Annotated in this window: 23 protein-coding genes; 9 read left to right on the top strand and 14 right to left on the bottom strand. The window is 71.3% G+C overall.

Going from position 1 to position 24,298, the window contains the following annotated elements; genetic code table 11:
- Positions 1-275: 275 nt before the first annotated feature.
- Genes ACFY29_RS32990 through ACFY29_RS33025 form a run of 8 tightly spaced genes read left to right on the top strand, consistent with a single transcriptional unit; the run spans position 276 to position 9,319 of the window.
- A complete protein-coding gene (locus tag ACFY29_RS32990) occupies positions 276-1,322 on the top strand; it encodes a LacI family DNA-binding transcriptional regulator (RefSeq protein WP_386992381.1) in 1,047 nt (348 codons plus the stop codon).
- Positions 1,323-1,361: 39 nt separating this feature from the next.
- Positions 1,362-2,957, top strand: a complete 1,596-nt coding sequence (locus tag ACFY29_RS32995) for an FAD-dependent oxidoreductase (protein WP_386992384.1) — start codon at positions 1,362-1,364, stop codon at positions 2,955-2,957.
- A 29-nt stretch (positions 2,958-2,986) separates the two neighbouring features.
- Positions 2,987-4,270 (top strand): sugar ABC transporter substrate-binding protein, encoded by a 1,284-nt coding sequence (locus ACFY29_RS33000; RefSeq protein ID WP_328417792.1) that lies wholly within the window; start codon positions 2,987-2,989, stop codon positions 4,268-4,270.
- Between the two features lie 11 nt (positions 4,271-4,281).
- Entirely contained in the window at positions 4,282-5,229 is a 948-nt protein-coding gene (locus tag ACFY29_RS33005) for a sugar ABC transporter permease (protein WP_328417794.1), read from the top strand.
- Positions 5,219-6,061, top strand: coding sequence for a carbohydrate ABC transporter permease (locus ACFY29_RS33010; RefSeq protein WP_328417796.1), 843 nt, complete (start codon positions 5,219-5,221; stop codon positions 6,059-6,061). Before ACFY29_RS33005 ends, ACFY29_RS33010 begins: the two co-directional genes overlap by 11 nt.
- Positions 6,058-6,972: an ROK family protein gene (locus ACFY29_RS33015; RefSeq protein ID WP_386992387.1), complete on the top strand. Its 915-nt coding sequence runs from the start codon at positions 6,058-6,060 to the stop codon at positions 6,970-6,972. Before ACFY29_RS33010 ends, ACFY29_RS33015 begins: the two co-directional genes overlap by 4 nt.
- Positions 6,969-7,676 (top strand): putative N-acetylmannosamine-6-phosphate 2-epimerase, encoded by a 708-nt coding sequence (locus tag ACFY29_RS33020; protein ID WP_328417800.1) that lies wholly within the window; start codon positions 6,969-6,971, stop codon positions 7,674-7,676. Before ACFY29_RS33015 ends, ACFY29_RS33020 begins: the two co-directional genes overlap by 4 nt.
- Positions 7,677-7,678: 2 nt before the next feature.
- Positions 7,679-9,319: a DUF4127 family protein gene (locus tag ACFY29_RS33025; RefSeq protein ID WP_386992389.1), complete on the top strand. Its 1,641-nt coding sequence runs from the start codon at positions 7,679-7,681 to the stop codon at positions 9,317-9,319.
- A gap of 127 nt (positions 9,320-9,446) precedes the next feature.
- On the opposite strand, the gene ACFY29_RS33030 is transcribed toward ACFY29_RS33025, so the two are convergent.
- The 13 genes from ACFY29_RS33030 to ACFY29_RS33090 are packed head-to-tail and all read right to left on the bottom strand — an operon-like array spanning position 9,447 to position 21,634.
- Entirely contained in the window at positions 9,447-10,604 is a 1,158-nt protein-coding gene (locus ACFY29_RS33030; protein WP_386992391.1) for an acyl-CoA dehydrogenase family protein, read from the bottom strand.
- 13 nt (positions 10,605-10,617) lie between these two features.
- Positions 10,618-10,995 carry a Zn-ribbon domain-containing OB-fold protein gene (locus tag ACFY29_RS33035; protein ID WP_386992393.1) on the bottom strand — a complete coding sequence of 126 codons (378 nt, stop codon included), beginning with the start codon at positions 10,993-10,995 and terminating at the stop codon, positions 10,618-10,620.
- A complete protein-coding gene (locus tag ACFY29_RS33040) occupies positions 10,992-12,137 on the bottom strand; it encodes an acetyl-CoA acetyltransferase (RefSeq protein WP_386992395.1) in 1,146 nt (381 codons plus the stop codon). The genes ACFY29_RS33035 and ACFY29_RS33040 overlap by 4 nt, the downstream gene beginning before the upstream one ends.
- On the bottom strand, positions 12,134-12,577 hold the full coding sequence (locus tag ACFY29_RS33045; protein ID WP_386992397.1) for a MaoC/PaaZ C-terminal domain-containing protein: 444 nt from the start codon (positions 12,575-12,577) through the stop codon (positions 12,134-12,136). The genes ACFY29_RS33040 and ACFY29_RS33045 overlap by 4 nt, the downstream gene beginning before the upstream one ends.
- On the bottom strand, positions 12,574-13,074 hold the full coding sequence (locus tag ACFY29_RS33050; RefSeq protein ID WP_386992399.1) for a MaoC family dehydratase N-terminal domain-containing protein: 501 nt from the start codon (positions 13,072-13,074) through the stop codon (positions 12,574-12,576). Before ACFY29_RS33050 ends, ACFY29_RS33045 begins: the two co-directional genes overlap by 4 nt.
- Before the next feature lie 31 nt (positions 13,075-13,105).
- Entirely contained in the window at positions 13,106-14,341 is a 1,236-nt protein-coding gene (locus tag ACFY29_RS33055; protein WP_386992401.1) for a Rid family hydrolase, read from the bottom strand.
- Positions 14,338-15,732 (bottom strand): MmgE/PrpD family protein, encoded by a 1,395-nt coding sequence (locus ACFY29_RS33060; protein ID WP_386992403.1) that lies wholly within the window; start codon positions 15,730-15,732, stop codon positions 14,338-14,340. The genes ACFY29_RS33055 and ACFY29_RS33060 overlap by 4 nt, the downstream gene beginning before the upstream one ends.
- Positions 15,729-16,997, bottom strand: a complete 1,269-nt coding sequence (locus ACFY29_RS33065; protein WP_386992405.1) for a CaiB/BaiF CoA transferase family protein — start codon at positions 16,995-16,997, stop codon at positions 15,729-15,731. Before ACFY29_RS33065 ends, ACFY29_RS33060 begins: the two co-directional genes overlap by 4 nt.
- Positions 16,994-18,028 carry an LLM class flavin-dependent oxidoreductase gene (locus tag ACFY29_RS33070; RefSeq protein ID WP_386992407.1) on the bottom strand — a complete coding sequence of 345 codons (1,035 nt, stop codon included), beginning with the start codon at positions 18,026-18,028 and terminating at the stop codon, positions 16,994-16,996. Before ACFY29_RS33070 ends, ACFY29_RS33065 begins: the two co-directional genes overlap by 4 nt.
- Positions 18,025-18,576, bottom strand: coding sequence for a MaoC family dehydratase (locus tag ACFY29_RS33075; protein WP_386992408.1), 552 nt, complete (start codon positions 18,574-18,576; stop codon positions 18,025-18,027). The genes ACFY29_RS33070 and ACFY29_RS33075 overlap by 4 nt, the downstream gene beginning before the upstream one ends.
- Complete coding sequence (locus tag ACFY29_RS33080) at positions 18,576-20,117, bottom strand: class I adenylate-forming enzyme family protein (RefSeq protein WP_386992410.1); 1,542 nt, start codon at positions 20,115-20,117, stop codon at positions 18,576-18,578. Before ACFY29_RS33080 ends, ACFY29_RS33075 begins: the two co-directional genes overlap by 1 nt.
- Before the next feature lie 29 nt (positions 20,118-20,146).
- Positions 20,147-20,944: an SDR family oxidoreductase gene (locus ACFY29_RS33085; protein WP_386992412.1), complete on the bottom strand. Its 798-nt coding sequence runs from the start codon at positions 20,942-20,944 to the stop codon at positions 20,147-20,149.
- Between the two features lie 39 nt (positions 20,945-20,983).
- Positions 20,984-21,634, bottom strand: coding sequence for an isochorismatase family protein (locus ACFY29_RS33090; protein WP_386992414.1), 651 nt, complete (start codon positions 21,632-21,634; stop codon positions 20,984-20,986).
- Positions 21,635-21,907: 273 nt separating this feature from the next.
- Here ACFY29_RS33090 and ACFY29_RS33095 point away from each other — a divergent pair, with 273 nt between their 5' ends.
- The gene (locus ACFY29_RS33095; RefSeq protein WP_386992416.1) at positions 21,908-22,774 is read left to right on the top strand and encodes a DUF4437 domain-containing protein; all 867 of its coding nucleotides are present in this window, start codon (positions 21,908-21,910) and stop codon (positions 22,772-22,774) included.
- A 56-nt stretch (positions 22,775-22,830) separates the two neighbouring features.
- On the opposite strand, the gene ACFY29_RS33100 is transcribed toward ACFY29_RS33095, so the two are convergent.
- Positions 22,831-24,252 (bottom strand): dihydroorotase family protein, encoded by a 1,422-nt coding sequence (locus tag ACFY29_RS33100; protein WP_386992418.1) that lies wholly within the window; start codon positions 24,250-24,252, stop codon positions 22,831-22,833.
- Positions 24,253-24,298 lie beyond the last annotated feature (46 nt).

A 24,298-nucleotide genomic window follows, 5' to 3' on the forward strand; every position in this document is an offset into this window, starting at 1 on the left:
CCCCCTGGCACCGCCGCGCTAATACGTATTAGCATCTATGTTTCTCGAATGTTGCGCGCTCGGCGGCGTTTCTGTCAAGAGGCGGTTCGACTCCCCGCCGATCCACCCGGGCCACACGCCAACCCGCCGGGGGCCCGACCGCTAATGCGCATTACTCCAGCGGATTTACCGCGCGGAAATCTTGCGGCCACCTCTTGACACACGCCGGTCCACCCGCCAGGCTCCTCCCCAACACCGAGCGCTAATACGCATTAGCCGCACCGGAAGGACCCGACGTGACCGCTCCCCCCCGACGCGTCACCCAGCGTGACATCGCGCGGATGGCCGGTGTCAGTCAGGCGACGGTGTCGCTGGTGCTCAACAATCGGACCGACGCCGAGGTCCGCATCGCCGCGGAGACCCGGGACCGGGTGTTGCGGGTCATCGCCGAGACCGGGTACGCCGCCGACCCCGTGGCCCGCCGCCTCGCCTCGCGGTTCAACCGGATCATCGGCGTCTTCACGTACGAGCCCGCCTTCCCCAGCGGCAGTCGGGACTTCTTCCACCCGTTCCTGCTGGGTATCGAGGAGTACGCCGAGCGGGTCGGCTGCGACCTGCTGCTGCTCACCAGCGCACCGGTGGTGGACGGCCGGCGACGCATCTTCCACCAGGACAACCGGCTGCGTCTGGCCGACGGATGCCTCCTGCTCGGACGCGAGATCGACGGCGCGGAGCTGCACCGGCTCAACCGTGACGGATATCCGTACGTCGCCGTCGGACGCCGCGACGACGCCGGCGGGCCGGTCCCCTACGTCGGCGCCGACTACGCCTCGGCGGTGGCACAGCTCGTCGAGGGGGCGCTGCGGCGCGGTCACCGCCGCCTGACGTACGTGAGCATGGGCACCACCGCGGAATCCTCCGAAGACCGGCTCCGTGGCTTCCACGCCACCGCGACGACCGCGGAGAGCGCCGGGCAGATGTCAGCGCAGGCCGGGGAGGCCGACACGACCGTCGACACCCTGCTGGCCGACGGAACCACCGCCGTCTTCGTGGAGGACTTCGCCACGGCGGTCGCGCTGGAGTCGGCCGCCCGTCGGCGCGGCCTGACCGTGCCCGGCGACCTGTCGATCGTGACCCTCGGCGACCCGACGTCCCCGGTCCCCACCGACATCGCGTTCACCGGGTTCCGCATCCCCCGCGAGGAGATGGGCCGACAGTCGGTCGAGGTGTTGACCGGCGTCATCGATGGCAGCGCAGCCGGCCTCCAGCAACGACTTCTCGCCTGCGAACTCGTCGAGGGCATCACCCTCGGCACCCCTGATCGGGCGGTCGACCGACGCTGAGCGGTCAGCCGCGCAACTGGAAGGAAGCAAGTGGTAACCATGCGTACGGACGTCCTCGTCGTCGGGGGCGGACTGGGCGGCGTCGCCGCGGCGCTCGCCGCGGCCCGGTCCGGCCGATCCGTCATCCTGACCGAGGAGTTCGACTGGCTCGGCGGGCAACTCACCAGCCAGGCCGTCCCGCCGGACGAACACTCCTGGATCGAGCAGTTCGGCGCCACCGCCAGCTACCGGGCGCTGCGCAACGGCATCCGCGACTACTACCGTCGCCACTACCCGTTGACCGAACGGTCCCGGGCCTGGACCGACCTCAACCCCGGTGCGGGTTGGGTGAGCCGGCTCTGCCACGAGCCGCGGGTGGCCGTCGCCGTCCTCGAACAGATGCTCGCCCCGTACCTCGGTTCGGGCCGGCTGCGGGTGCTGCAGCCGTACCGGCCGGTCGCCGCGGAGACCGACGGGGACCGGGTGACCGGCGTGGCGCTGGCGCACCGCGACCGGGACGAGCGGATCGACGTGGTCGCGCCGTACGTCCTGGACGCCACCGAGACCGGCGAGTTGCTGCCGCTGACGGGCACCGAGTACGTCACCGGGTTCGAGTCGCAGGCGATGACCGGTGAGCCGAGCGCCCCGGCCGAGGCCCAGCCGATGAACATGCAGGCGGTGTCCGTCTGCTTCGCCCTCGACCACGTCGACGGCGACCACACCATCGACCGCCCCGCAGGGTACGACTTCTGGCGCGACTACAAGCCCGACTTCTGGGGTGACCGGCTGCTGTCCTGGAAGTCGCCACACCCCCGCACGCTGGAGATCGTCGAGCGCAGCTTCACCCCCAACCCGGACGACGACCCGCTGAGCGTCAACGCCGATCAACGCGTCAACCCCGGTGACGGCAACCTGTGGACGTTCCGGCGGATCGCTGCGCGGCGCAACTTCACCGAAGGCGCGTATGGCAGCGACATCACGCTGGTCAACTGGCCGATGATCGACTACTTCGAGGGTCCGGTCATCGACGTGCCGAACGCGTCGTGGCACCTGTCCAAGGCCCGCGAGCTGTCGTACTCGGTGCTGTACTGGCTGCAGACGGAGGCGCCCCGGCCGGACGGCGGCACCGGCTTCCCGGGACTGCGGCTGCGCGGCGACGTGACCGGCAGCTCGGACGGCCTGGCCCAAGCCCCGTACATCCGCGAGTCCCGCCGGATTCAGGCCGAGTACACCGTGGCCGAGCAGGACCTGTCCCTGGCGGTCCGGGGCGACCACGGCGCGGTCAGCTACCCGGACGCGGTGGGCGTGGGCATGTACCGGATCGACCTGCACCCGTCGACCGGCGGCGACAACTACATCGACGTCGGTTCCTGCCCGTTCGAGATCCCGCTCGGCGCGCTGATCCCGCGGCGGATGGAGAACCTGCTGCCGGCTGGCAAGAACATCGGCACCACCCACGTCACCAACGGCAGCTACCGGCTGCACCCGGTCGAGTGGAACGTCGGCGAGGTCGCCGGCCTGCTCGCCGACTTCTGTCTGGCGCGGGGCGAGTCCCCGCGTGCGGTCCGCAACACCCCCCGTCTGCTGGCCGATTTCCAGGACCGCCTTACCGCTGCCGGCGTGGAACAGCGCTGGCCGCGGATCGCGGGCTACTGAACACACACACCCCCGGTGAGGAGAAGATTGTGAGAGCAGGAAAGGCAATGCGCGGCGTCGCCGTGGCACTGGCGGGCGCGCTCGCCCTGACCGCTTGCGGCGGCGGCGACGATGCCGGCGACAGCGGCCCGGCGAAGCTGCGGATGACCGTCTGGTCGGCCAACGAGGCGCACCTCAAGCTGTTCAACGAGATCGCCGACGAGTACCGCAAGAGCCACCCGGACGTGGCCGAGATCAAGTTCGACCCGCTGCCGTTCGACACCTACACCACGACCCTGACCACCCAGATCGCGGGCGGGAACGCGCCCGACCTCGCGTGGGTGTTCGAGAACTCCGCCCCCGACTTCGTCGCCTCGGGCGCGCTGCTGCCCCTCGACGACACGCTCAAGAAGGCCGAGGGTTACCAGTACGAGGACATCTCCCCCGCCACCCTCAAGCTCTGGCAGAACGACGGGAAGCTGTACGCGTACCCCTTCTCCACCTCGCCGTTCGGGGTCTTCGTCAACACCGACATGCTCAAGAAGGCCGGGCAGAAGACCCCGGCCGAGCTGATCGCGGCCGGTCAGTGGACCTGGGACAACGCCCTGGCCACCGCCGCGGCGACGGCGGCGAACTCCGGCAAGGCCGGCATGGTCATTCGGGACTTCGACTACAAGGGCTGGGACAATCTGTCCACCTTCTGGACCGGGTGGGGAGCCCAGGCTTGGAGCGAGGACGGCAAGACCTGCGGCTTCAACAGCCCCGAGATGGTCGACGCGATGACCACCCTGCACAAGGCCACCTTCACCCAGAAGGCGCTGCCCGGCCCGGGCACGACTGCCGACTTCTTCGCCGGTGACTCGGCCATGACGGTCACCCAGATCTCCCGCGCCTCGCTGCTGAAGGACGGCGGCTTCGGGTGGGACCTGGTGCCGCTGCCGACCGGGCCGAAGGGGAACTACGCGGTGGTCGGCCAGGCCGGCCTCGGGGTGATGAAGAAGAGCCCGCACGCCAAGCAGGCGGCCGACTTCGTGGCCTTCTTCACCAACCCCACGAACTCGGCGAAGCTCGCCCAGTTCTTCCCGGCGCCCCGACAGTCGCAGCTGACCGCCGAGACCCTCGCCAAGACGAACCCGAAGCTCAAGCCGGAGCAGCTGCAGAAGGTCGTCATCGACGGCATCACCAACGGCGTGGTCAAGCCCAGCCACTCCGGACAGGCCGAGTTGAGCCAGCAGGTCCGCGCCGGCCTCGACCCGCTGTGGCAGCCGAACGCGGACGTCAAGGCCGTACTCGACGGCGTCTGCACCAAGATCCAGCCGCTGCTGGCGAAGTAAGGCCAACGACCATGACCCAGACGGACACCAGGGTGGGCCCGGCTGCTGCCGGGCCCGCCCCGGGCCCGGCCCGGCCGTTCTGGACCAGCCGCCGCCGGGACCAGCTCGCCGGTTACCTGTTCATCGCCCCGCAACTGCTCGGCAGCATCGTCTTCGTGATCCTGCCGCTGATCCTCGTGCTCTGGTACAGCCTGCACGAGTGGAACGTGCTCGCCGGGACCTTCGACTTCGTCGGGACTGACAACTACAAGGCTCTCGCCGATGATCCCAACCTCGGCGCGGTGCTGCGCGCCACCGGGCTGTTCTCGGTCGGCCTGGTGGTGTTCAACCTCGGCCTCGCCTTGCTGCTGGCCGTCCTGCTCAACCAGAGGCTGCGGGGCACGATCGTGTTCCGCACGCTGTTCTTCTCCCCCGTGGTGGTCTCGCTGGTGGCCTGGACCATCGTCTGGGGCTTCCTGCTTCAGGACAACGGCGGGGTCAACGGGCTGCTCGACACCGTCGGCGTGGACGGGCCGAACTGGCTGCGCGGCGAGGGCACCGCGATGGTGTCCGTGATCGTCGTGCAGGTGTTCAAGAACGTCGGCCTGAACATGGTGCTGTTCCTGGCCGCCCTGCAGGGCGTGCCGGCCGAGCTGTACGAGGCCGCGGAGGTGGACGGCGCGAGCCGGATGCGCCAGTTCTGGCGGATCACCGTACCGCTGATCAGCCCGACGATCCTCCTGACCTCGATCATCACCGTGGTCGGGTCGCTGCAGGTCTTCGCGCAGATCGCGGTGCTCACCCAGGGCGGACCCGGCACATCGACGACGGTGCTCGTCTACTACCTGTACCAGCAGGCCTTCCAGTTCCATCACTTCGGCTACGGCGCCACGCTGTCGATCGTGCTGTTCGCCATCGTGCTCGCCCTCACTGTGCTGCAGTGGCAGATGCGCAAGAGGTGGGTCTTCCATGAATCGTGACCTGTCCCGGCGAACCAAGCTGGTGCTCTACGGTGTGCTGCTGGTCCTGGCGATCCCGTTCGTCTTCCCGACCTGGTGGATGGTCACCTCGTCGCTGAAGCCGGTGGCGGACATCTTCGCCTTCCCGCCGCAGCTCCTGCCGACCAACCCGCGGTTCGACGCCTACCAGCGGGTGTTCGAGTTGCAGCCGTTCGGGCAGCAGTACCTGAACAGCCTCTACATCGCGCTGGTCGTCACGGTTGGCACCATGGCCGTGGCGGCGCTGGCCGGGTACGCCTTCGCGCGCATCCGGTTCCGCGGCCAGAACGTGTTGTTCCTGGTCGTCCTCGCGGGCCTGCTCATTCCGAGCGAGGTGACGATCGTGCCGCTGTTCCAGATGTTCTTCAAACTCGGCCTGGTCGACACCCACTGGCCGCTGATCCTGGTGCCGATCTTCGGCGCGCCCAGCGTCCTGGCGACGTTCATCATGCGGCAGTTCTTCATCAGCCTCCCCGGTGAGCTGGAGGAGGCGGCCCGGGTCGACGGGCTGGGCCGCTTCGCCACCTTCTGGCGGATCGCCCTGCCGCTGTCGCGGCCGGCACTGGGCGCGGTGGCCATCTTCACCTTCCTGCACAGCTGGAACCTCTACCTGGAACCGATCGTGTTCCTCTCCTCTCCGGAGAAGTTCACCCTCCCCCAGGCGCTCACCCAGTTCGTCGACGCCTACGGCGGTCCCATGTGGGACGTCCAGATGGCCGCGGCGTCAATGACCGCGCTGCCCGTCCTGGTGGTCTTCGTCATCGCGCAGAAGCAGTTCGTCGAGGGCCTCGCGCACACCGGCCTCAAGGGGTGACGACACCGGTGGTCGGCATCGACATCGGCGGCACCAAGACGGCGGCCGCGCTGGTCGACCGGGACGGGCAGGTGCTGGAGCGCCGCGAGGTGCCCACGCCTGCCCGGTCCGGGCCCGGGGCCGTGCTGGACGCCGCCGCCCGGCTGGCCACCGACCTGCTCGGCGCGGCCGACGGGCCGGTGGGGGTGGGCACCGCCGGCACGGTCGACCCCGCAACCGGCGGCATCCGGTACGCCACCGACAGCCTGCCCGGCTGGACCGGCACCCCGGTCGCCGCCGCGCTGGCCGCCCGGCTGGGTCGACCCGTGCGGGTCACCAACGACGTGAACGCCGCCGCGCTGGGCGAATGCTGGGCCGGCGCCGGACGGGACCGCGCTCAGGTGCTGCTGGTGGCCGTCGGCACCGGGCTGGGTGGGGCGGTCGTCCGGAACGGCCGCGTCGAGGCCGGTGCCCGCGGCGCCGCCGGCGAGGTCGGGCATCTGCCGGCCCCGGGCGCCGAACGGCTGCGCTGCGGGTGCGGCCGGTACGGGCATCTGGAGGCGATCGCCTCCGGCAGCGGGCTGGCCGCCGCGTACTCCATCGAGACCGGCACCCGCGTCACCGGGCGGACCGTGGCGGACCGCGCCGCGGCCGGGGACGGGGTCGCCCAGGGGGTTGTGGAGCGGGCCGGATCCGTCCTCGGCGCGGCCCTGGCGGGTTTGGTGGCCCTGCTCGATCCGGAAGCTGTCCTGGTGGCCGGCGGGGCGGCCGGCGCCCTGCTGCCCGCCGCGTCGGCCGCCTACTCGGCCGAGTTGCCCGCGGGCTGGGCCGACGTTCCGCTGCTGCCCGCGACGCTGGGCGCTGACGCCGTCGTGGTCGGCGCCGCCCGACTGGCCATCGACAGACCCGATTTCGAAAGGACCAACGGGTGAACGTGCTCGACGAGTTGGCCGGCGGGCTGGTGGTGTCCTGCCAACCGCTGCCCGACGAGCCTGACGACCCGATGCGGGACCCGTACGTCCAGGCCCGGGTGGCGGCCGCGGTGGTACGCGGCGGCGCGGTGGCGGTCCGGGTCAACGGACCGGACGACGTCAGAGCGGTACGCGCCGCCGTCGACGTTCCGGTGATCGGGCTGTACAAGCACGGCACCGAGGATGTCTTCATCACCCCGACCGCGGCCCACGCGCTCGAGGTGGCGCTGGCCGGGGCGGACATCGTCGCGATCGACGCCACCGACCGCCCCCGACCGGACGGACGCCCCTTCGCCGACACGGTCCGCGTGATCCGCGAACGGACCGACGCACTGGTCCTGGCCGACGTCTCCACCACAACCGAGGGCGTCGCCGCCGTCGAGGCCGGCGCGGACGCCGTCGCCACCACACTGTCCGGTTACACCCCGGCCAGCCCACCGACTGACGGGCCCGACCTCGGGCTCGTGGAGCGACTCGTCGCACTGCTACCCGTGCCGGTGATCGCCGAAGGGCGGTACCGCAGCACGGAACAGATCGGCCGGGCCTTCGAGGCGGGTGCACACGCGGTGGTGATGGGCAATGCCGTCACCTCACCGCTGTGGATCACCCGGAGGCTCGTGCCGGCCACCCCCCGCGCGGCGAGCGCCCCAAGAAAGAGGGAGTGAGCATGAGAAGACGTACCCTCCTGGCCACCGGCGTGGCCGGGCTGACCACCGTGGCCGTCGGCCGGCCCGCCTTCGCAGGGCCGGCCAAACGGCAGTTGACCGTGGCACTGGTCCCGTTGGACGACCGGCCGGTCAACACCTACGCCCCGCAGATGACCGCGGCGAGCGCCGGCGCCCAGGTGCAGTTGCCGCCACGGGAACTGCTGGGCCGCTTCTTCACCCCCGGCGACGGGGCCGCCATCGCCCGCTGGCTCGGCACCACCGACGGCGTCGACGGGTACGTGATCTCGGTCAGCATGCTCGCCTACGGCGGCCTGATCGCCTCACGCACCGCCGCCCCGACCCTGGCGGCCGCCCTGGAGAACCTGGCCGCGATCCGAGCCCTGCGGTCGACCCAGCCGGGGGCGGTGATCGAGGTGCACGACACCATCCAACGCCTCGCCATCACCAGCACGGGCACCGAGCTGGACAAGTACCGCGACCTGCTGGTCACCTGGGCGAAGCTCTACGACCAGGTGATGAACCTCGGGCAGGAGGAGCTGCGGGCCCAACTCGACTCCGTCCGGGCGCGGATCCCCGACCAGGTCGTTGAGGACTATCTCGCCGCGCGGGCCCGCAACCACCAGGTCAACCGGCTGATGGTCGAGTGGGTCGCCGACGGCACCATCAGCCACCTCGTGCTCTCCGAGGACGACACCGCGCCGGTCGGCCTGGCCCGAGCCGAGCGGGTGGAACTGGAGGCGCTTGTCGCTCAACTCGGCGTCAGCAGCCGGGTGGAAATCTTCCCCGGCGCCGACGAGGTCGACGCGTTGCTGGTCGCGCGGGTGATCGCGGCCGGCACGGCGCCCACCTACCGGGTGGAGTACGCCGGCGTCTCCGGCGAGGACTGGACCGCTCAACTGGAGGGCATCCCGTTCGCGGAGAACATCCGCCGGCACGTGGCCACCGTGGGGGGACGGGTCGTCAGCGGCGACGCGGACATCGTGCTCGCCGTGAACACCCCCTCATCGGCACCCGGGCAGCGGGCCGCTGACCTGGACGCCTTCGTCGGGCGGATCGGCAAGCTGCTGGCCGCCGGCACCCCGGTCATCGTGGTGGACCCGCTCATCGTGAACAAGGCGGACCACGAACTGGTCGCGCGGATGGAGAACGGCCTGGATCTCGCGGCGCTGCTGTCGTACTCGGGTTGGAACACCGGCGGCAACGCACTCGGCCTGGCGCTCGGCCACGGCACCGCCCGGTGGGCGTACCTCCGCTCCTCCGGCAGTGGGTTCGGCGTGCCCGCCCTGCGCGGGCCCGGCCAGGCGCACGCCGAGTACCTGCTCTACCGGTTCGTGAAGGACGACCCGTGGAAGAACATCGTGCAGGTCGAGGCGTACGCGCACGCACGGGCGCAGGGCTGGGACCCGCTCGCGCTCACCCCCGAGCAGAAGGTCTACTTCGACGGCTGGGTGAGTGAGCGGCTGGTGCCGCTGACCGAGCGGTATTTCGCCGACCACTTCGCCGGGCACCGCATCGTGCTGGGCCAGCGCGGCGCGAAGACGTTCACGGCGACGCTGGCTCGCTTCGAGTCGGCGCGTGTCGAGCTGCCGTGGGACCGGCTCTTCGAGGTGATCCTCGAGCCTCGGCTGAAACTGTCCTGACAGGCGCCCGAGCACCGGGCGCTGCACATCGACGACGGCTTCGAGGAGCGCGGTCAACTGCCGCGCGGGCGGGATCCTTCTCCGCTGGCAGAACCGCGCCCTCGAGGTCGGCGATGAGCCGGGAGCATCAGATGGTCACCTCGCCGCGTACGAGTGCCTTCGCGACAACGGTCCGCAGGATGTCGTTCGTGCCCTCGCCGATGCTCATCAGGATCGAGTCCCGGTAGAGGCGCTCGACCTCGAACTCGGTGGAGTAGCCGTAGCCGCCGTGCACCTTCATCGCGTCGATCGCGGCTTCGAGGGCTACCTCCGAGCAGAACACCTTGGCCATCCCGGTCTGCGCGTCGGCGCGACCGCGTCGGACGGCGTCGGCCGCCCAGTACGCCATCAGGCGGGCGGCCTGCAACTGGATCGCGATGGTGGCGAGCTTGAGCTGGATCGCCTGGAACTCGGCGATGTGTTTGCCGAACGCCTTGCGCTGCTGGGCGTAGGCCAGCGCCTCGTCGTGGGCGCGCTGCGCGATGCCGACCGACCGCGCGGCGATGTTGACCCGGCCCCACTCCAGGGCGGACAACGCCTGCTTGAGGCCGACGCCCTCGACGCCGCCGAGCAACCGGTCTTTTAGTACCCGCACGTTGTCGAGGAGGATCTCGCAGGACTCGGTGCCCTTGTAGCCGAGCTTCGGGATGTCCCGCAGGACCTGGAAGCCCTCCAGCGTCGCGTCGACGAGCAGCACGCTCATGCCGGTGTGCGCGGGCGTGGCGTGCGGGTCGGTCTTGACCAGCACCGGCAGCGGGTCGGCGTACCGCGCGTTGGTGATCCACATCTTGGTGCCGTTGACGACGTAGTGGTCGCCGTCGAGGCGGGCGGTGGTGCGGATGCCCTGCAGGTCGGTGCCGGCGTCCGGCTCGGTGAGGCCGATGCCGGTCCGGCGGGCGCCGGTGGCAAGGTCGGGCAGGTAGGCCCGCTTCTGCTCCTCGGTACCGTGCACGGCGATCATCCGGCAGGCCAGGGAGTGGCTGCCGAGGATGCCGGCGATGCCCATCCAGCCGCGGGAGAGCTCCTCGAACACCAGCGCGAACGAGACCGGGTCGAGGTCGAGGCCGCCGTACTCCTCCGGCACGGTGATGCCGAACAGCCCCATCTCGGCCATCCCCCGCACGATCTCCGTCGGATACCGCCCGGCGTGCTCCCACTCCCGGGCGACCGGGATGATCTCGCGGTCGACGAACGTGCGGAGCAGGGCGCGGAAGTCCTGCTGTTCCTCGGTGAGCGTGAAGTCCATGGGTGAGCCTCCGTCAGCGGTGGAAGACCGGCAGTGCCCGGCCGTCGTCGAGATCGTGCCAGCCGACGCGGACCGGGTCCCCGATCCGCCAGCCATGACCATCCAGGGTGGACAGCACGATCGGCCCCTCGGCGAGCCGGATCCGGGCGACCGTGTAGGGCACGGCAACCCCCGGCACGGGTGCCCGGTGCACCACGGTGAACGTGTCCACGACGCCGTCGCCGGACGCCTCGACGAACCCGAGGTCCACCGTGGATGAACAGGCGGTACACAGCGCTCGCGGCGGGTGCTGGACGTGCCCGCAGGACCCGCAGGTCTGCAGCGTGTAGCGGTGCTCCCGGGTGGCGTCCCACCAGCCGGCCGTCACGTCGTCGGGCGGCGGTACGTTCATCGCTGCACTCCCAGCACGACCGTGGCGTGCGTGGACAGGATCCCGCCGGTGCCGTGCGCCACGGCCACCCGGGCGTCGGGCACCTGCCGGACACCCGCCTCGCCGCGCAGCTGGCGGACCGACTCCACCAGCAGCAGCACCCCGTACTGACCGGGATGGCAGTACGACAGGCCGCCGCCGGAGGTGTCCAGCGCCAGCTCACCGCCGGGACGGATCCGGCCGTCCTGGATGAAGTCGAGCACCTCGCCAGGTCCGCAGAAGCCCAGCGCTTCGATGCTGAGCGCGGCGGTGATGGTGAACGAGTCGTACACCTCCAGGACGTCCACCTCGGACGGTGTGATGCCTGCCCGGGCGAACGCCTCCCGGCCGGACTCGCGCGCACCGGTGACCGTCAGGTCCTCGACGGCGGTCATCGACGTGTTCGTCGACCGCTCGCCGTACCCGAGGACCCGTACCGGCGGGTGCCGCAGGTCGCGGGCCCGGTCCAGCGCGGTGACCACGACCGCCCCGCCACCGTCGGTCACCAGGCAGCAGTCAGCGACGGTCAACGGGCTGGAGACCATCGGCGCGGCGAGCACGTCGTCGACGGTCAGCGGCCCGGCGCCGTAGCGGAACGCGGCCGGGTTGAGCAGCGCCCACTCTCGGGCGGCGATCGCGATCTCGGCCAGCTTCTCCCGCGTCCCGCCGTACCGGTGGAAGTACTGCTGCGCCGCCATCGCGTAGTACGACAGCGGATACAGCGGGCCGTACGGCGTCTCGAACTGGGCCTGCGGGGTGTGCGCCTCGACGACCCCGCCGAGGCTGCGCGAGCGCGCCGAGCGCTGGTTCGACGCGAAGCTGATGACCACGGTGGACACCTGGCCGGCTTCGATCGCCTGCGTGGCGCGGGCGACCATCATCTCGGCGGCCGACCCGCCGACGAACGTCGAGTCGACCCAGCGGGGCCGCAGCCCGAGATACTCGGCGAGCTGTGTGGTGGAGAAGCGGGACACCCCGGTGGTGGCCAGTCCGTCGACGTCGGCGAGGGTCAGCCCGGCGTCGGCGAGCGCCCGGGTGACGGCCTGGGTCTGCAGCGTGAGCGTGGACTTCCCGGTGCTGCCGAGGTCGCACTCGGCCGCACCGACGATCGCGACGCCGGTCATCGCGCGCCCGGCCCGTCGGCCGTGCCCAGTAGGACCGTCGCGTGGGCAGGGCGGGCCGCGGGGCGCTGCGGGCCGTACTCGCTGGCCAGGATCGTGGCGGAGAGGTCGACCCGGACGCGGTCCGCACCGACCTCGACCACGGTGCCCTCGCACCGGACGGTCTCGCCGGCGAACATCAGGTTGCGGAACGTGAACGACAGCTCGTGCACGAAGCAGCGCGGGCCGAGCGTGTCCTGCAGCAGCTCGACGAAGAGCGCCCCGAACACCTGCCCGTCCACGACCGGGCCCGGAACCCGCGCGGCGGCCACGAACTCGGGGTCGAAGTGCAGGCGGTACCAGTCCCAGGTGGCGCCGGCGTAGGCGACCATGTCGGTGAGTGTGACGGTGCGCTCCAGCGCGGGCAGCGCATCCCCGACGTTCGGCGGCACCCGAGATGTCATGCCGCACCGTCCAGGCTGACCAGGATGATCGTCTCCTCGTTGACGGCGAGCAACTCGCCGTCCTGGTTGGTGTACGTCGCGCGCGAGGAGACCACGAGCATGTCCACGCCGGTGCGGGTCTGCTTCTCGGTCAGGTCGTGGATCTCCCAGGTCGCGGTGATGACGTCAGCGGGGCGTACCCGGCGGTGGAACGTGTAGCTGTTGCCGCCGCGGACCTGGCGGGTGCCGGGGACGTCGAGGTGCCATGAGTGCCCGGCGTAGCCGTCGCTGTCCATCGGGAGGTTCGCGTACTGGTTGGTCTCGCAGATGAGCGTCGGCGGGGCGGTCACGCCCGCCAGGCCCTGCGCGCGGGCGAACTCGGGGTCCGAATACAGCGGGTTGTCGTCGCCGACGGCCATGCCGAAGTACCGGCCGGCCGCAGCGCCGAGCGGTTCCGGTGCGGTGTACACCTTCCTCGTGCCCAGCAGTGCGCGCAGTTCGTCGGTCAGCAGGCCCACGCCGCCTCCTCCGCTTCGCTCCGGACCGCGCTCATGCCGCCTCCTCCACTTCGCTCCGGACCGCTCGTGCCGGGTACACCGCGGTCGGGAACACCTCGAACAGGAACTCGGGGCGCAGCAGGGCCTTGCAGATCGCCCCGGTCGACGCCGGCCAGGGCGGGCTGAGCAGCCGTTCCCGCACGCCGGCCACGCCCCGGTACTCCGGCAGCGCGGACTCGACGCAGTACTCGGTCGTCTCCAGCAGATGCTCCGGTCCGAGGCCGGCGTAGCGCAGCAGGTGCAGGATCGCACCGTACGTCGCCTCGGCCTGCGCCACGATGTCGTCGGGGTGCAGGGCCTGCTGCGTCTGCATGTCCAGCGCCGCGAACCCGGACATGTACAGCGTCCGTCCCGCCCTGACCCCGGGGGCGTAGGTGAGCGTGTCGTAGCGGGACCAGCCCGGGTTGACCAGTTCCAGGGGGTGCCGGGAGGCGGTGACGTCGATCGCGACGAGCGCGTCCGGGTGGTGCAGCCGGCTCATCAGGATGCCGCCCGCGCCCGGGTACACGCCGGCGCCGCCGAGGCGTTCCTGCCGCACGCGGTGCGTCCGGCGGTACACGTCGCGGGTCACCGGGGTCGAGTAGTCGTAGGTCGTGACGGCAGCGTCGAGGGACAGCCCGACCGCCTTGAGCAGCTCCCCTGCCCGGTCCAGGCAGTAGGCGTACTGGGCGGCGAAGTCGCCTGGGTGGACCACGGCGCCGGTGGCGTCGACCGGGAGCATCGTCGGCAGGTACACCGCGCCGTCGTGGCCGGTCCGTACGGTGGAGGCCCGCCAGGTGCCGGCCCGCCGGGGCTCGCTGGCGGCCAGCACTTCGCCGCCGCCGCGGACCGCGTGCAGCTCGACCTCCAGCAGCGCGGTACGCCGCACGAGCCGCTCGACGACGACCGTCCGCAGCACGGGCTCGTGGTCGCCGAAGACCTCCCGCCGGACCGCCGCGGCCGCCTCGTACTCGGCGAGCCCGGCGACAGTCACGTTTTCGGTGACCCGGGTGACGTCCTGCGGCCCGAACCCGGCGGCCGCCAGGATCGTCAGCACCTTCTCGTACGCGATGCGCGCCTGCGCCGCCATGTCCCCGGTGACCGTCATCTTGCCGACGGCGTGGTCGACCGCGGCGGAGGTGTGGCCGGAGGTCCAGGCCGCGTCGCTCTCGGCGAGGCCGAGGCAGAACGTGAAGCCGTCGTACGGGAACCAGCGGAAGGACCGCGGTCTGATGGCGTGCAGTGTCACGGGCCGTCCTTACCTGTACCGGCGGCGGCCAGCGCCGCCATGAGCGGTTCGAGGGTGTCCAGCTCTTCGAGGCGGCGCAGCAGGTCGACGACGTCGGTGGTGTCGCCACCGGCGTTGCCGCGGAACTTCGCCACGAGTTGCTCGTCGGTCAGCGGGTTGTCCGGGCCGCCCGCGCTGCGCAGCACGCTGCCGGTGACGGCCGAGCCGTCGACACGCGTGATCCGTGCGGCGCCGGGCGCGTCGGCCGCGGCCCCGCCGGTGGGGGTGACGTGCCAGCGCACCAGCCGGGCAACGCGTTCCACCTCGGGCCGGCCGAGCGAGTCCGGGTCGTACGTCGCAATGGTCAGGTCACCGTCGACAACGGCGGCGGCGACGCTCCACGGCAGCGAGAACTTCGCCGCGTACGGCGACGCCGGTCGCGCCAGGTCCCGCCGGGTGTCGCAGACCGTGGGCACCGAGTCGGGGTGCACGTCGACGTCGATCGCGGCGACGTCGCCGGGACCGACCCCGCCGCGGCGCACCGCGTGCAGGACCGCGTCGATCGCGGCGTGCGAGAGCTGGCACGCCGGGTACGGTTTGACGCCGATCCGGGTGGTCTCCCAGCGCGTGCCGAGGTCGGCGGTGACGGACGCGAGGTCGACCGCGCCGGCGGCGAGCGCGTCGTACACACCGTGCGGGCCGTCGAAGACGTTCGCCGGGCCGCTGGCCCCGGCCGCGGCCAGCCGGGCGGCGAGGATGCCGGCGTGCGCGGCGAACCCCGGGTGCAGCTGCTTCGTCGACGCTCCACCGTGGAGAAATGCGAGGAGCCCACCGGCCTGGCTGCCGGCAATGCCGAGCGCGTCGGCGGTCCGCGCGGCGCCGAGGCCGATCAGCCGGGCCGCAACGATCGCCGAGGAGAACACGCCGGCCACCATCGTGGCGTGCAGCCCGCGGGCGTGGAAGCCGTGCGGCGCGGCGGCGGCGACCCGGCACACGGTCTCGTAGCCGACGACGGCGGCCTCGAGAACGGCCTGGCCGGCCGTGCCGACCTGCTCACCGACGGCGAACGCGGCCGGCAGCACCACGGCCGTCGCGTGGACGAGGCCGCCGGCGTGGGTGTCGTCGAAGTCCAGAGCGTGCACGAGCGTGCCGTTGGCCAGTGCGGCGGCCGGCGCCCCGACCCGGCCCCGCGACCCGATGATCGTCGCCTCCGGCGGCCCGCCGAGCGCCCGGGCGACGGCGACGGCCGGAATCGGGGCCGGCCCGCCGGACTCCCCCGCTACCGAGCCGGCGCGCAACCCACCCAGTGCCGTGCCGACCCCGTCGAGCAGGTGCCGCAGCGCCGCGGCCCGCACCGCCGCCGGCACCTCGATGTGGCCGGTGCCCCACTCGGCAAGCTCCTCGGCGATCATCGTGACGCGGCCGTGGTGTCGAGGCTGTCGGGGGTGTCGGGGGTGCCCGCGCCGGGTGCCGGCCCGGCGTCGCCGAACGCGCCGGCCGCCCGCAGCGCCGCCACCTGCTGCGCATCCAGGCCCAGAATCTCCTCGGTGACGAGCGCGACGTCCTCGTTGCGCTGCGGCGCCCGGCGGTAGGTGGGCGTCTCGTCGCCGACCCGCACCGGGGACGCGAGCTGCCGTACCTCGCCGTACCGGGGGTGGTCGGTGGTGACCACGAGGTTTCGGGCGGCGGTGTGCTCGTCCACCAGGGCCGCGCCGACGTCGTTGATCGGGCCGCACGGGATCGACCCGGCATAGAACTGCGCGAGCCAGTCGTCGACGGTCTTCTGCCGGAAGATCGCCTCCAACCGGGGCACCAGGTCGGCGCTGTGCTCCCGGCGTGTGGCGAAGGTCGCGTACGGCGAGCCGGCCTCGGCCCACTCCGGGTGGCCGACGATCTGGCACAGCCGGGTCCAGAACTTCTCCTTCGCGCAGCCGACGACCATCCAGCCGTCCTTGGCCTCGAACGCCTGGAACGGCACGAGCGACGGGTGGGCCGAGTGGTGTGTGCGTACCGGCCGGAAGCCAGCGTTCAGGTGCCACGTCGCGGGGTAGGTCAGCATCGACACCGCGGTGTCGTACAGGCTGACGTCGCAGTCCATGCCGACGCCGTCGCGGCGGGCGGCGTGCACTCCGGCCAGGAGCGAGATCGCGGCCACGAAGCCGCCCGAGTAGTCCACAAGTGACAGCCCGGACTTGGTGGGCGGCCCGTCCGGCTCGCCGGTCAGCTCCATCCAGCCGGCGAGACCCTGTAACACGTAGTCGTAGCCGGGTTCCCGCTTGCGCGGCCCGGTCATCCCGAACCCAGTGAGCGCCACACACACGATGCGCGGGTTGAGGTGCTTGAGGTCGTCGTACCGGATGCGCATCTTCTCCGGCACGTCCCCGCGCAGGTTGGAGTAGACGACGTCGGAGATTGCGACGAGTTGCTCGAAGACGTCGCGCCCGGCGGCGGTATCCAGGTCGAGGGAGATGCTGCGCTTGTTGCGGTTGAACGTCTCGAAGAAGAGCGAGTCCTCGTCCTCGGCGTACGGCGGCACGTACCGGCCGACGTCGCCGCCGGCCCGCGGATCCTCGATCTTGATGACCTGGGCGCCGAGGTCGGCCAGGTGCACGCTGCCGAACGGCCCGGCGCCGTACTGCTCGACCGCGATGATGCGCAGGTCCTCCAGCGGTCTCATGCGGACGCTCCCGTCAGCTCACCGATCAGCGCGATGATCTCGTCCTGGGCCGCGCGGATCTCGGCGGCCGGCAGCCCATGGGTCGGCGGGCTCAGCTTCACGGTGTCGGCGATGCCGTCATAGGCCGCGATCCGGGCGGCAACGTCGTCGCGGGTGCCGGCCATGGTGAGCGCGTCGACCATCCGGTCGCTGACGCTGCCGGCGAGGTGGTCCGCGCCGGCACCGGCCCGGAACGCGTCGATGACGGCCTGCTGGTCCTCGGCGAGGCCGTGGAAGGCGAAAAAGTCGGCGTACGTGCGGACCGTGGCGTAGAAACCGACCACACCGGCGGCGCGGCGGCGGGCGAGCGCCGGGTCGGCGGCGACCGAGCAGCACGCGGAGACGACCACGTCGAGGTCATGGCGCGCCTTGCCGTTCGCGCGGTCGATGCCGAGCGTGAGGTCGGGCAGGATCTGCTCCCGCAGATACGCCGGCGAGCACAGTTCGTGGCTGATCCAGCCGTCGCCGATCTCGCCGACTAGCCGGGTCATCAGCGGGCCCATCGCGGCCAGGTACACCGGGATCGGCCGCTGCGGCACGGCGAACGGCCGCTCGTAGCCGCGGATGTGCATCGGCTCGAACTCGCCGTCGGCACGGATCTCGGCACCGGTGGTGCAGTCGTCCCAGAACAGCCGGATGTTGCGGACCGTCTCGCGCAGGTGACCGACCGGCTTGCCGAACGGGACGTTGTGCCAGTCCTCGTTGAGCCGGCGCACCCCGGAGCCGAGGCCGAGCACGAACCGGCCGCCGGACAGCTCGTCCAGGTCGAGCGCCTCCAGCGCGGTGATCATCGGGCTGCGGGTGAACGCCAGGACGATCGAGGTGCCGATCCGTGCGGTTGACGTCGCCCCGGCCAGGGCCGCGGCGGTGCCTGTCGCGCTGCGGTGCAGCTCGGAGACCCACAGCACCTCGGCGCCCGCGCGTTCCGCCCGGCGCCCGGCGTCGGCCAGCTCCGCGAGCGTCGCACCCCACGGCTGGTACGTGAGCCTCATGCCGTTCCCTTGCTGTCGCGGTCGCGGTCGCTGTCCAGGGAGAGCGGGGACTTCCCGACGGGGAAGAGGTTCTCGAGCTGTTCGGCGCCCCGGCGGTACACATAGAACGTGCGCTTGAAGGAGCAGACCTCGTCGCCGTGCTGGTTCAGCGTGCGGGTGCGCACCGTGACGATGCCGGCATGCGGGCGGGACGCGGACTCGCGCTTCTCCAGCACGAGCGACTCGCTGTAGAGCGTGTCCCCGGCGAACACCGGGTGGGTCATCCGGATCTCGTCCCAGCCGAGGTTCGCGAACGCGTTCTGGGTCAGGTCGGTGACGCTCTGCCCGACCGCGATTGCCACCGTGAGCGTCGACACCACGAGTGGCTTGCCGAACTCCGACCGTGCGGCGTACTCGGCGTTGAGGTGCATCTCGTTGGTGTTCATGGTCAGCAGCGTGAACCAGGTGTTGTCGGTCTCCGTGACGGTGCGTCCCAGGGGATGCTGGTAGACATCTCCGATCTCGAAGTCCTCGAAGAACCGCCCGGTCCAGCCCTGCTTGAGCCCCATCAGCCGACCTCCTTTTGATACCGCGCGACGTAGTTGTCACGGATCACCCGCTTGAGGATCTTGCCGCTCGAGTTGCGCGGCAACACGTCGACGACATGCCACTCGCGGGGCACCTTGTAACGCGCCACGTGCTGCCGGACGTGACCCTCCAGTGCCCCGACGTCGATCCGCGTCCCCGGGCGGCCGACCACGAACGCGGCGATGCGCTCGCCGTACACCTCGTCGGGCACGCCGACCACGGCGACCTCGTCGACCGACTCGTGGCGGGCGATGACCTCCTCGATCTCGCGCGGGAAGATGTTGACCCCACCCGCGATGATCATGTCTTTCTTCCGGTCGACGATGGTGATGAATCCCTGTTCATCGCGCACGGCCACGTCCCCGACGGAGAAGAACCCGTCCGCGTCGTACCCGGCCCGGGTGGCCTCCTCGTCGTCGAGGTACCCGGCCAGCAGCAGCGGTGAGCGGGCGAACAGCTCGCCGGGCTCACCCGGCCCGACCTCGTTGCCGTCGTCGTCGGTGAGCCGGACCTCGTTCCAGAACCAGGGATGCCCGACACTGCCGGCCCGTTCCAGGGCGAACTCCGGGCGCAGGTTGGTGACGATGGAGCATTCGCTCGAGCCGTACAGCTCGTGCACGTCGACGCTGGGGAACGCGGCGATCACCCACTCCTTCAGTGCAACCGGCAACGCGGCGGCGTTGAAGTACAGCGTCCGCAGCGCCGACAGGTCGTACCGGGCGGCCGGCTCCTCGCAGAACCGGCGGAGGTGCTGGGCGTGCGTGGGCACCAGGAACACCGTGGAGGCGCGGCTGGCCACCATCAGGTCCAGCAGCCGCTCCGGATCCCAGGTCGGCAGCACGGTGCACGAGCCGCCGAGCATCGGAGCGGTGTAGGCGAACGCGAACCCCGCGCCGTGGTACATCGGCGCGACGGCGATCGTGCTGCGGTTGGGGCCGAGCCCGTAGTCCAGCCCGACCCCGAACGCGGTGAGGACCCGTCCCCGGTGGGTCAGTAGGACGCCCTTGGGCCGCCCGGTCGTGCCAGACGTGTAGGTGACGCAGAACGGGTCGAGCTCGTCGACAGGCACCTGCGGATCGACCGCACGGCCCTGACCCAGGAACGTCTCGTACCGCTCGCCGACCTGGCCGGCGAAGCTGAGCACGAGCGGCAGGTCGTCGAGCAGCCCGTCGACGTTGCCGGCCAGCTCGTCGGCCACGATGATCCCCTTCGCCCGCGAGTGGGCCAGGATGTAGGCGTTGTCCGAGCTGTTGTTCCTCGTGTTCAGCGGCACGGTCGGGATGCCGGCCTTGGCCATCGCCGCCGATATCTCGAAGTACTCGTAGCGGTTGTTGCTCAGCACCGCGATCCGCTCACCGGGGGCGATGCCGTGCGCGAGCGTCGCGGACGCGAGCCGGTTGGAGCGCTCGTCGAGCGCGCCGAACGTCACGGCGTGCTCGCCATCGACGACCGCGACCCGGCCGGGCGTGGCCCGGCCGAACTCGCGGATCCCGGCGGCCATGTTGAGCTGCACACCCTTCACCCGGTGCCGTCCTTCCTGAATCGAACCGGTCAGAGTCCGTAGCGGGCGAGCACGTCGCGCTTGCCGGGGGTGAGGGCCTTGCGGGTCATCCGGCCGGTGGTGAGCCACGCGATCGCGTCGCCGTTCCTGGTGCTCGCCAGCATCCGTTCGACCAGGTACGGCGCGACGTCGTCGACGTGGTCGCACAGGATGTTGAGCTGCCTGCGCTGCCGCGCCACCTGCTCCGGCGCGGCGGCGGCCTCGCGCAGCCACCCCTCGGTGATGAGGATGCCGGGGCGGATCTGGCCGACCCGCACGTCGGTACCGGTGACCTCCTTGACCAGTGCCCGGGTGAAGAGGTCCAGACCGCGCTTGGTGGCCGAGTAGACCCCCATGCCGGGGCGGATCCGGCCGTCGCTGCCGCCGCCGAGCACGTTGAAGACCTGGCCGCCGCCGGCGGCGAGCATGCCGCGGACGGCGACCTGGGACCCGTACACGGTGCCGAGCATGTTCGTGGTGACCATCGTCCGGACGTCCTCCGGCGCGGTCTCGGCGATCCGCCGGGTGGTGTTGGCGACACCGGCGTTGTTGATCCACAGGTCGACGCCGCCCAGCGCGTCGACCGCGGCGGTCCACAGCCGCTCGACCTGCGCGGCGTCGGTGACGTCCACGGCGAAGCCGTGCACGGCGGCCGCTGCGGCGGCCTGCGGGCGCAGCCGCGCGACGGCATCGTCCACGGCCGTTTGCGTGCGCCCCGAGACGACGACGGAGTGGCCTCGCGAGAGCAGCTCGCGGGCGAGCGCGAAGCCGATCCCCTTGGTGCTGCCGGTGATGACTGCCTTGTGCATGGCTGCTCCTGCCCACTCGAGTCGGGAGAACGGGTCCGGTCAGTCGCCGGCCAACCGGGCGACCGCGTCGGCCAGCGGCACCACGTCGGCATACTTGGCGTCGAGGTCGAAGAGGTTGGCCTCGTGCGGGCCGGGATCGCGGTCGGCGCACGCCTCGCGCACCACCATCGGGCGGAACCCGTGCTGCAGGGCGTCGACCGCCGACGCGCGGACGCACCCGCTGGTGGAGAAGCCGCCGAGCACCACCGTGTCGACGCCGGCCGCGGTGAGCCAGGCGGCCAGCGCGGTGCCGGCGAAGGCGCTGGCGTAGTGCTTGTACACGATGTACTCGCCCCGGGCAGGCGTCACCTGGGCCGGGAAGTCGCCGAGCGGGTTGCCGGCGGCGAACGCGGTCAGCGCCGGCACCTTCGCGGCGAACAGGGGCGCCTCGGCGCAGGACTCGTCGGCGTACCGCACCGCGGTGAAGGCCACCGGAACCTGGGCCGCGCGGGCCGCCGCCACCATGGCGGCCATGGCGGCCAGCGCGGCCTCCGCGGTGGCCAGGAACAGTGGCGACGAGGGTACGGCGTACGCGGCGACCGGGTCGACCAGCACGAGCGCGGGCCGGGTGCCCCAGCCGAGCCGGCGGGCGAACCCGGCGCCGGCGTAGTCGGCATCGAGCGTGCCGCCGCGTGCGGTACCGACGGACATCTCAGATCACCCCGTCCGCGCGCAGGGCCGCGCGCTGCTCGGCACGATTCATCGCCGCATCGTATGCGCTGGATACATCGTTTCGCTAGGGGGAACAATGCGGGCGACAGGCTTGCCGCGCTCGTGGAAACAGTGTTTCCATTGCAGCCATGCTGGTCCCGGACGGCACCGATCTCACCATCGCCGGCCACCGGGCGCCCTGGCACCTCCGGGCAAGGGGCGCCGCCCGCAACGCCGCCGGGAAGACCCTGAAACGCGAACTGAGGAGCAGCGGTGCGAGCGCACGTCGAACTGATTCACGAGAATGACTACATCTGGCACGTCGGGGAGCTGCCGCACGGCGAGGGCGGGGTCCGCGAACGCCGGCTCTCGACCGACGAGGAGGATGGATCGTCCTCGCTGTCGCTGCGGTTCGACAGCGACTGGGGGCGCGGGCCGGGCGTTCCGCACGCCGACACCGAGTTCTTCGTCCGGTCCGGATCGCTGACCTACGGCGGTCAGGAGATCGGCCCCGGCGGCTACCTGCAGGTGCCGCGGGGCGTGCCGATGGACTGGATCAAGATCCGCGAGGGCTCGTCGGTGCTGCACTGGCGTGAGTACGGCGACTGCGGTTTCGACGTCGAGAAGGCACAGTGGAGCCCGGCCTCAGCGCGGTGGGACACCGCCGTCGGCGAGGTGACGGTGGTGGACTCCGACGCCATGGAGTGGACCGCGGCCCCGACGGTCGGGCCGATCACCCCGCTCTACATCAAGCTGCTGCACCGCGACCCGGTGACCAACTTCTACACCCGGCTGATCCGCGCCCACAAGGGCTGGAGTGACCACCGGCTGGCCCACCACCCCTGCTACGAGGAGTTCTACACGCTCGGCGGGAAGATGGCGTACAACTTCGGCGACATCGACGAGGGCACCTACTGCTTCCGGCCGGCCGGGGTGAAGCACGGCCACTTCGTCGCCGAGACCGACATCGACTGGATCATCCGATCGGACGGCGAGCTGATCAACTGGTACACCACCGATGAGTGGATCAAGTGGGGCGGCACGGCGACCAACTACCACGAACACGACGAGGCGCCGGTCATCTCGACCCTGCCGGTGCGGTCCCGTTCGCGCGGCCCGTGGTCCGGCGACGGGATGTGATGGCGACGGGATGTGACGCAGCCGGTGGCCGCGGCCACGTCACATCCCGGTCACACCTACCGGGCGACGTACTCCCCCCGCGGTGGGCCGGTAACCGCGCCGTCGCGAAACGCGACGTGCCCACGGACCACCGTCGCGACCGGCCAGCCGCGGACCTTGCGCCCCTCGAACGGACAGTGGTCCTGCCCGGACAGCAGCAGGTCCGTCGTCACCTCCCGCTCCAGGTCGGGGTCGACGATCGCGAGGTCGGCGTCCGCGCCCACCACGAGGTTGCCCTTGCGCCCCCACAGCCCGTAGGCCCGCGCGGGGTTCGCCGAGGCCAACTCCGCGACCCGGGCCGGCGACAGCCCGCGCTTGTGCATCCCCTCGCTGATCAGCAGCGGGTAGAGCAGCGCGGTGCCGCCGAAGCCGGGCAGGGCCGGCCAGAGCGCGTCGCCCTTGTGCTCCTCGAGGCAGCACGCGTGGTCGGAGGCCACCCAGTCGACCGAGCCGTCGAGCACGCCGGCCCACAGCGCCTCGGTATCGGCCACCGTACGGATCGGGGGATTCACCTTGCCGCCCAGCCCGGTCAGCGCGTCGTAGGACAGGCAGAGGTGGTGCAGGGTGACCTCGGCCCGGATGTCGGCGCCGGGCAGCCCGGCCCGGGCAGCCCGGGCCGCGTCCAGCGCGTCGGCCGAGGACAGGTGCAGCAGGTTGACCGGGCAGCCGGTGGCGCCGGCCAGGGTGGTGGCCTCGCCGATCGCGACCCGCTCGGTCAGCGGCGGGCGGGCGTCGGAGTATGCCTTGAGGGTCTGCGGATCGCCGGCCGCCCGGACCCGGTCGATGAACAGCCGCATCAGCTCGGACTGCTCGCAGTGCAGCGACAGCGAGACGCGCCGGTCCGGGCCGTTGGCCGCCGCGACCGCCTCCATGATCTGGTAGAGGTGCCCAAGATCGTATTCGTCGCTCATGGTGAAGGCTTTTGCGTCGCGGGAGTCCGCGCTGAGGTTGAATCCCTTGTAGAACATGTAGTACTTGAACGACGACACGCCGTGCTCGCCGACCAGCGCGGGCACCTCGCCGACCTGCGCGGTGTCCATCGGCGCAAGGTGGAACCCGTAGTCGGTGTAGGCGCGCCCACCCACGGCCGCGAGCACCTCCGGAAAGATCTCGGCGTACGGGCCGGTGCGGTTGAGGTAGTGCTGCCCGGTCCGGAAGTACGACAGCACCGTGGTCGCGCCGCCAACCAGGGAGGAGCGGGTCTCCTCGGCGGCGTCCTCGGCGAGCGAGCGGTAGATGCCCAGGTGGTAGTGCGCGTCCACCGCGCCGGGGAAGACCAGCCTGGCGTCGGCGTCGAGCACCTCGGCGGCGTCGGCCGGGTCGAGGTCGTCCCCGATGGCGGCGATCCGGCCGTCACGGGTGGCGAGATCAGCCCGGACCGTTCCCACGTACGGCAGCACCAGCGTGCCGCCCTTGACCAGCAGGTCGTAACGCGCCACCGCGTACCCCCTTCACCTTCTGCGTTTCGGACAATGTAACGGGGTT

Origin of the sequence: Micromonospora sp. NPDC000668 (genome assembly GCF_042897975.1) — a bacterium.
Lineage (GTDB): Bacteria > Actinomycetota > Actinomycetes > Mycobacteriales > Micromonosporaceae > Micromonospora.

Bases quoted from the DNA above. Each gene is read 5' to 3' on its own strand.
- ACFY29_RS32995 (WP_386992384.1), top strand. From the start codon at position 1,362: ATGCGTACGGACGTCCTCGTCGTCGGGGGCGGACTGGGCGGCGTCGCC.
- ACFY29_RS33005 (WP_328417794.1), top strand. From the start codon at position 4,282: ATGACCCAGACGGACACCAGGGTGGGCCCGGCTGCTGCCGGGCCCGCC.
- ACFY29_RS33010 (WP_328417796.1), top strand. From the start codon at position 5,219: ATGAATCGTGACCTGTCCCGGCGAACCAAGCTGGTGCTCTACGGTGTG.
- ACFY29_RS33025 (WP_386992389.1), top strand. From the start codon at position 7,679: ATGAGAAGACGTACCCTCCTGGCCACCGGCGTGGCCGGGCTGACCACC.
- ACFY29_RS33030 (WP_386992391.1), bottom strand. From the start codon at position 10,604: ATGGACTTCACGCTCACCGAGGAACAGCAGGACTTCCGCGCCCTGCTC.
- ACFY29_RS33035 (WP_386992393.1), bottom strand. From the start codon at position 10,995: ATGAACGTACCGCCGCCCGACGACGTGACGGCCGGCTGGTGGGACGCC.
- ACFY29_RS33040 (WP_386992395.1), bottom strand. From the start codon at position 12,137: ATGACCGGCGTCGCGATCGTCGGTGCGGCCGAGTGCGACCTCGGCAGC.
- ACFY29_RS33045 (WP_386992397.1), bottom strand. From the start codon at position 12,577: ATGACATCTCGGGTGCCGCCGAACGTCGGGGATGCGCTGCCCGCGCTG.
- ACFY29_RS33060 (WP_386992403.1), bottom strand. From the start codon at position 15,732: ATGATCGCCGAGGAGCTTGCCGAGTGGGGCACCGGCCACATCGAGGTG.
- ACFY29_RS33065 (WP_386992405.1), bottom strand. From the start codon at position 16,997: ATGAGACCGCTGGAGGACCTGCGCATCATCGCGGTCGAGCAGTACGGC.
- ACFY29_RS33070 (WP_386992407.1), bottom strand. From the start codon at position 18,028: ATGAGGCTCACGTACCAGCCGTGGGGTGCGACGCTCGCGGAGCTGGCC.
- ACFY29_RS33075 (WP_386992408.1), bottom strand. From the start codon at position 18,576: ATGGGGCTCAAGCAGGGCTGGACCGGGCGGTTCTTCGAGGACTTCGAG.
- ACFY29_RS33085 (WP_386992412.1), bottom strand. From the start codon at position 20,944: ATGCACAAGGCAGTCATCACCGGCAGCACCAAGGGGATCGGCTTCGCG.
- ACFY29_RS33090 (WP_386992414.1), bottom strand. From the start codon at position 21,634: ATGTCCGTCGGTACCGCACGCGGCGGCACGCTCGATGCCGACTACGCC.